9 protein-coding genes are annotated in these 6,586 nt (G+C 45.5%); 8 read left to right on the top strand and 1 reads right to left on the bottom strand.

Features of this window, described 5'->3' with window-relative positions:
- Nucleotides 1-161 precede the first annotated feature (161 nt).
- The 8 genes from CSQ89_RS18910 to CSQ89_RS18875 all read left to right on the top strand — a co-directional run bounded on the left by CSQ89_RS18910 (nucleotide 162) and on the right by CSQ89_RS18875 (nucleotide 6,289).
- Complete coding sequence (locus CSQ89_RS18910) at nucleotides 162-1,619, top strand: AHH domain-containing protein (protein WP_158229049.1); 1,458 nt, start codon at nucleotides 162-164, stop codon at nucleotides 1,617-1,619.
- Nucleotides 1,604-2,116: a hypothetical protein gene (locus CSQ89_RS18905; protein WP_199065711.1), complete on the top strand. Its 513-nt coding sequence runs from the start codon at nucleotides 1,604-1,606 to the stop codon at nucleotides 2,114-2,116. The genes CSQ89_RS18910 and CSQ89_RS18905 overlap by 16 nt, the downstream gene beginning before the upstream one ends.
- A 238-nt stretch (nucleotides 2,117-2,354) precedes the next feature.
- Nucleotides 2,355-2,765 carry a hypothetical protein gene (locus CSQ89_RS18900; RefSeq protein ID WP_099407614.1) on the top strand — a complete coding sequence of 137 codons (411 nt, stop codon included), beginning with the start codon at nucleotides 2,355-2,357 and terminating at the stop codon, nucleotides 2,763-2,765.
- A 421-nt stretch (nucleotides 2,766-3,186) separates the two neighbouring features.
- Nucleotides 3,187-3,747 (top strand): imm11 family protein, encoded by a 561-nt coding sequence (locus CSQ89_RS18895; protein WP_099407613.1) that lies wholly within the window; start codon nucleotides 3,187-3,189, stop codon nucleotides 3,745-3,747.
- A gap of 130 nt (nucleotides 3,748-3,877) precedes the next feature.
- A complete protein-coding gene (locus CSQ89_RS18890; protein ID WP_099407612.1) occupies nucleotides 3,878-4,252 on the top strand; it encodes a hypothetical protein in 375 nt (124 codons plus the stop codon).
- 60 nt (nucleotides 4,253-4,312) lie between these two features.
- Nucleotides 4,313-4,597, top strand: coding sequence for a hypothetical protein (locus CSQ89_RS18885; RefSeq protein ID WP_099407611.1), 285 nt, complete (start codon nucleotides 4,313-4,315; stop codon nucleotides 4,595-4,597).
- Nucleotides 4,598-4,721: 124 nt separating this feature from the next.
- Nucleotides 4,722-5,375: a hypothetical protein gene (locus CSQ89_RS18880; protein WP_099407610.1), complete on the top strand. Its 654-nt coding sequence runs from the start codon at nucleotides 4,722-4,724 to the stop codon at nucleotides 5,373-5,375.
- 83 nt (nucleotides 5,376-5,458) lie between these two features.
- Nucleotides 5,459-6,289: a DUF2262 domain-containing protein gene (locus CSQ89_RS18875; protein WP_099407609.1), complete on the top strand. Its 831-nt coding sequence runs from the start codon at nucleotides 5,459-5,461 to the stop codon at nucleotides 6,287-6,289.
- Between the two features lie 56 nt (nucleotides 6,290-6,345).
- Here the strand turns inward: CSQ89_RS18875 and CSQ89_RS23320 are convergent.
- The coding region (locus tag CSQ89_RS23320; RefSeq protein WP_233203324.1) for a hypothetical protein at nucleotides 6,346-6,586 on the bottom strand (241 nt) is incomplete at its 5' end.

Raw genomic sequence — 6,586 nt, 5'->3', positions numbered from 1 at the left:
GTGCGGTCGGCGATATTGCCCAAGCCAAAGGGTGGAAGGACGGCAGCAAAGAGAAGATCGCCTTGCATGCCATGATGGGTGCCCTGCAAGTAGGATTGGGGGGCGGCAATGTAGCAGCAGGCGCCCTAGCGGCAGCGGGTAATGAAGCGCTGGTTGGGCAGATGTCAGATTACCTCATCAGCCAAGGCTATAAGCCTGGCGATGCGGCTTATCAAAGCCTTATGCAGGCAGGAAGTACCATGCTGGGTGCGATGGTAGGAACGCTGGCAGGCAGTACGCAAGCGGGAGCTGCCACGGCGCTGGCTGGCACCACCAATAACTACCTGAAGCACAGTGAAATATTGGCGTTACAAAGCAAGCTCAAGGAGTGCGAACAAAACCAGTGCGATCAGACTGCAAAAGACAAGCTGGTTGACGACTACGCCAAACGCTCGGCCCAGCATAACGCTGAACTGGCAGCCTGTAAGGACGATGCCTGTCTGAATGAGCACCGACGCGAAATAGCAGAAGCAGCAAAGGCATCAGATGCATTGCGGCAGATCGATCAGCTATCCGACGCCAGCCAGGGCATGCAGCGTTTAAACGCGATGCAAAAGACAGACAATGCCTTGCTGGCAACGCAAAATAGAATCTCCAACCTTAAACAAGAAGCCCGCACGTTGGGGCAATTTGCCAAGAATCATTGCCAGGGGCTGAGCGATGCGCAATGTGCAGGCAAGCTTGATACGGCTCTCAAAAGCAATACTCAGCTTGGTGTCGCCCTCGCCACGATGACACCGTTGGTTGGCGAAGCGGACTCGATCAAAACCGTACTAACAGGTACCGACCTAAACGGCGAGGAAGCCAGCCGATTATTGGGTGTATTGGGCGTGTTAACCGGTGGTGCGGCACAGAAAGTTGGCAAGGGTATTGGTGCGGCAATCGATGCCGGCAAGACGGTAGATAAGGTGGGGGATGCGGGTAAGGCAGTAAGTGGTGCAAAAAATGCGGAGACAGCTGCAGATTCAACCAAGTCAGCGGTTAAAATAGCGGAAGTAGCGCCACAGCCTAGTGCAGGAAAATCTAACCTAGCAACGCCACCTGTTACGCTTAGCAAAGAACAGGCGGATGCATTTAATAGGGGAGCTGGGCCGGTTAGTGAGGCGGGCGGGTACAGTACAGAGAGATTACTTTCAGGATTACCAGGTCAAGTAACAGGTGGTAGTTCTTCTAAGCTTGGTAAGAACCTAAATGAAGCCATGGGAAGAAATCGCTCCGATTCATGGACAGGCTATCAAGCACAGCATTTATTACCTTCTGAGTTAAAAAGCCATCCAATTCTGAAGAAAGTCGGTATTGACTTAGATGATGCCTCGAATGGGGTATTCTTACCTTCAAGCATGGCACGACCTGAAGGTGTGGTTAGCGGTATCCCTAGACACACTGGAAGTCATCCAAATTACACTGAGGCTGTGCGGCAGAGCTTAAACAATATGGATGTAAGTTTACCAGTCGAAGAATTGCAAAGACAGGTATTCGATTTACAAGGAAAGTTGAGAAGTGTTACGGAATCAGGTATGCCTGTCCGCAATGTAGATGGAGCTAAAACAGACGTATGGTTAAAATGGCTAAACAAATAGATATTGGTGAGAATACCAACTTAGTTCTTGATGTACTAAATTTTTTAACCAGTGGTAATCTTCTCAATCCATCCGGTAAAGCTTATTTGTCGAATGGCTTTATCGATGATCTAGAAACTGCCAAGAGTTTTGCTTGGGAAAAATTTTATGGTGAAGATGACTATACTTGGTCAGACTTGCGGTCTGAAAAGATGAGTGAAATTTGGGATGTTATTTATGCAGAAAAAGAAAAGTATGTTGAAGTGGATAATCAAATTTCTAGTCTTTTAGATGAAATAAGTCGAGTTGTTCAAGTACAACTGGACCATCAACATAAAGATTTATTAGATGACATTGTCTCTGACATACAATCTTGTTTGTACAGCAGAGCTGTTTTTGGCAAGGAAAATTTCTTCTTTGAACAGATTCTATTTGTCTACTTAAATGGTGGCTGGCCATGTGGTTGGAAAGGGAATTGGCCGGATGGAAAATTGATAGGTTATTTCAAAACCGAATAAATCTAAGTCCTTATGTGTAGAAGTTTAGACTTGATCTGACACTCTCACCTTGCAGAGGGCGGGCATACCCAACTCAATGGCGCAGTCATCGCCAGTGAAGCCGACCCCAGCCTGAATTGCCTGCGTATTAAACAATGTTAGAACGACTAGTGGCAATATCATGCAATACGACCCAATAACACGTGAGTTCACCGTGATTGACATCGGGCAGTCCGGTCATTGGAAACGGAATTAATTTATGACATTTTCTATATATGCCTTACTTGGAAATGAGGCTCCCGCTATCACAAATGAATCATTGGGGGATGATCTAAGGCATTTCTTTCGCAACGAAGAAGGTTTTTCGATACAGTTTGAGCAATTACCATTCGCGAAGAATAAGTCGCTTGCCCTTCGTTGGGATAAATGGTTAGTACGAGTAAGTTATGAAGATGGGGATAAAGTCGCACAAGACACTGCAGATATTGGTAAGGTGGTTAGTTGTCTAGCCCCCTTCGATCTTTCTAGTATAAGCAGGCGAATTCGGTTAGTTTTTAGCGACGATGATTTACAAGAATATACAAATCAGTTTATTTATTTAATGGACTTCCTTCGTGAAATTCCTGGCGTCGCTATATTCGATCCGCAACAAAGTGACTTTATTAAATAGAATGCTTAAAGGGTATTTTTATTTTTGTGCTTTGTACAATATGACATGTCAATCCTGGGTGACGAAAGAGAAAAAAGATTTCACTATTAAATCTTAGCAGATCAATGAAAAACTAACTAACAGGCTGTTGAAAAACTCGTTCAAACGACCCGAACCATTTCTCCAAACTGATAGAATGTCCGTTCTACTCGACCGACGGCTCGAAATTCGCTAATTACGAGCCGTTTTCTCTCCCTTTCTCTGGGATTTGCCGCCGATTGGCGGCTACAGAACGCCATTCGCCCTAGCAGGTTGCTGAGGAGGTGGGTTTTTCAACAGCCTGTTAGATGCAATCTTTTCTCAAGAGCGCGAGTTATTAAAGTCAGGTGAGCGGGCCTTAAATAAAAAACAGCGCCCTTGGGCTAAATAGGAGAAGTTTTAAATGGTATATCTTTGGAAAATTCCAGATGAGTATACTGAAAATCTAATTGGCGAATATGACAGAACAAGTTCGCCTGATCGATTTATATTCAAAAAAGGGGAGGTGCTGTCGTCTAATTTAACTATGCCAGTGATTAAGTTTGATGTTAGTACAGAAGAGTTATTAGAATTAGACGATTTGGCGAATAATGCTATGATCCCCGTCGTCAGTGAACGCTTGGCTACTGTTCTGACTGAGTTCGCACCAGATGACATACAATTAATAGACGTAGCAATCAAAACCAAGAATGGAGAGTTGAGGGGTTACAAAGTTTTGAATGTAATTAATAAAGTGACTGGTATAGACAAAGAACAGTCAAGATTTACTCTTGTGCCAGGATCTGATCAAATAATGAGTTTCCGCTATTTGAAGTATAAGAGTGATTGCTTAAAAGGGAATCAACTGGCCCGGGACGCTGAATACAGTTCCAATCTAATTGTATCTGAAAGTTTGGCTAGTAGGCTTATAGGAATTAATTTAAAAGGTGTTGGTTTATATCTCCCGGAAAATATTGATTGGTAGTTCGATTGCTATAGATTTCGTTTTCACTTCTAACAAGGGAATGTGGATGCCCCACCTTGGGTTTTCTGACTAACATGGCTAACAATTCGTTCAAGCCGATGGCTTGGCTCTAACGTTAGAGTGCATCAACATGCAGTTCATCCGCAACGACGAATTCTTGGCCGCATCACAAATTACTGGATCTAAGCACAACTTGCTTCAGGTTCGTCTTGCCTCTGGCCCACAGCAAAAGCCGTTTTGTGAAAAACTGCCTGCGATTGGGCAATGCACTCACGAATCACTAGATGAGGAACTGTTGGTTGCCAAAGTTCTAGATGGCTTATCTGAAGCCAACAAACGGTTTGGTGCCAGCTACTCGGTTACTCATATTCGCTACGTCGAAAATGACACCAAGCCTGAGGTCGTCTACGGGTACATGTGTCTCATGCTCATCGAACATCTTCAAACAGGGGGTGTGTTCGTAGAGACCAACATTGGTCAATCGAGCATTAGAAATGCGCTCTAGCCTTACATTCAACGGGAAGGCTAGCGGTGCTCGTTAATTCGAACGTTGGACTTCAAACCTATGAACCAGTCAATCACTCTCAATTTGCCCTACGACTTGTCCGAAGCCGAATGGGTTAAGGTCATGGAGGTTTACAGGTCCATGGACGGTTGGATTGAAGGAGAGGAATTGCCCTGCTGGTTTGGGAAACTTAACGCCACGAAGTTTGTGGTGGCCTCCGTTGAACCAAGCGGTCTTTTGCTAGAGGGCAATTTAGACCCGCTACTATTTCGCGGCTGGGTTACAAAGCTCTGCGCAAAGTTAACCGCAGCACTAGGGCGTGAGGTTTATGACGCTGAGGCTTAGTCGGCATCAGCCGCCCAGGAATTCACTTAAGCCGACGCCAAAAAGCTGCGTTTTTGAGTTTCCTCCATGCCTGCGGCATTCCGGTCGCACGTCACCTCCATCGTTATGCACCCAATAAACCCACATGATCGAAGACATTCGAAATAGCCATAATTTAAAAATTTATCTTGAACAGCTTGAAGAAATAAAAATTCGGCTGACGTATATTTGCGCCTATTCAAATGAATCAAGAGATAGATTTGTCATTGAGTCACATGCCCTTCAAGTCAGAAAGCTAATTGAATTGGTTTCGTTTTCTCTTATGGCAATTCATAAAACAAAATACAAAGACTTCCGCAGCGGCGCTGGCAAAGACTTCAAAGATGACTGGAATGGCAGAGATATAATAACCAATATAATTTCATTAAATCCTGACATGTTTTTTAAACCATCCGAGAAAGGCTTTTCTATACAGAGTGACGGCACAAAGCAAATTCAATTTAAGCCTGAAAGGCAGTGCTATACACTTAAGCAGCTAGCAAAGCTTTACAAAAGATGTGGTGGCGTTCTGCATGTAGAAAATCCATGGAATAAGTCCACCAAAGTCGAGCAGTTTCATACAGATCTGCCCTCAATTATCTCCAAACTAAAAAATACCCTTCAAAATCATATGGTACTGGTTAATCACAGGGAGCAGAGCGAATCTACAGCTATTGTATTTTCACTAAATGAGCCAAATATAAACCCAACATATGCATTAGCTCAGGCACATGGTAATTTCACCTTTGCGAGCGCATAACAAGTCATTCAAGGGGCGACCCTCAACCGCTGCGCGGTTGTGGTCGCCCTTAATTCCAACGTTAGCCGTCTCTTGGAGCGTATATGTCGCTTGATATCTTCGATGACGCAAGACAAAAACGAAAACAACTACTTGCCATCTTTGAAACCTTACCAACAATTTCGGTCTATGGTGTTGTTGGTGCTAACGGCCCTAGTGGCGGCAAGGTGCCGCCAGCGGTCCATTGGTCATTGAATTTGAACTTGATTGCATGGCGGATTCCCGGCGGGCCAGTCCGCAATACACACCTATCGGTCTCTAAGATCGTGTCGGATGAGGAGTTGCGAGCGCTGCAAAATTCCATTAAGTCGGAGTCCATTGTTGCTTTTCAAGGAAAGCTCTGCGAAAGCAGCCCGTTCGGTGACGCAAGGGCTCAACTGATTAGCCTTCTTGACCGGCCAAGCGACAACGAACTTGAGTTAATCCTGTCTCAATTTCGCCAGCCAGTCGAAATAATCGATTCCGTGGTTGGGAGACTTGTTCTTAACAAATCGGTTAATTGGTTTGAAGGCAAAGTCACTTGGCTCGGTAAACATATTGAGATTGCGGTGTCAGTCGATGACGATGGCAATCCCGCCGACTCCCTCAAAACTGCGAAAGCCCTATTGGAAGCCATGGAGCAGTGGGCCAACAAAGTGAATGACTATGCTGCTGATGAACTACTTGAACTCAAGAACGACAATTGGCTGGGTGAAGATGAGAGTCCCCTTTCCAAGGCCGCATTTATCAATCGAATGCAATTGAACTCTATAACCGCATACCCTCACGGAGACTTTGACTTCTGGCACCACGATGGAGATTTGTTTTGGGGGCATTCAATTCAGGTGTCGGGTTCACTTTCTGAAGGACTTACGTGTGCTGACATCGCAGGATAAACGGCTAACACATCATTCCACCGGACCTGCGCGAAAAGCCGCGCAGGCCGGTACATTCAGACGTTGAAGTCTGGAATAGGGACCACAGCCGCCACTTCATTTCGCTGGTGCGAATATCCGCTTAGGCCGAGAGCCAGAAATTCTGAAACATCTATCGGCAATTCTTCTAATCGGCCAAGGACTAAACCGCTCGCGCGGTAGGGGTCGTGCTCAACCGCAGCGCGCAGCTCTGGCAGGCAAGGGGTTCGTATCGTGCTGGCAATTGCCGATGTTGGAAATGAGGCATTCCCGCCTCGT

It is taken from the genome of Chitinimonas sp. BJB300, assembly GCF_002735695.1.
GTDB lineage: Bacteria > Pseudomonadota > Gammaproteobacteria > Burkholderiales > Chitinimonadaceae > Chitinimonas.
Note: the sequence above shows the minus strand (reverse complement) of the source record. Positions and strands in the feature narration are given on the sequence as shown.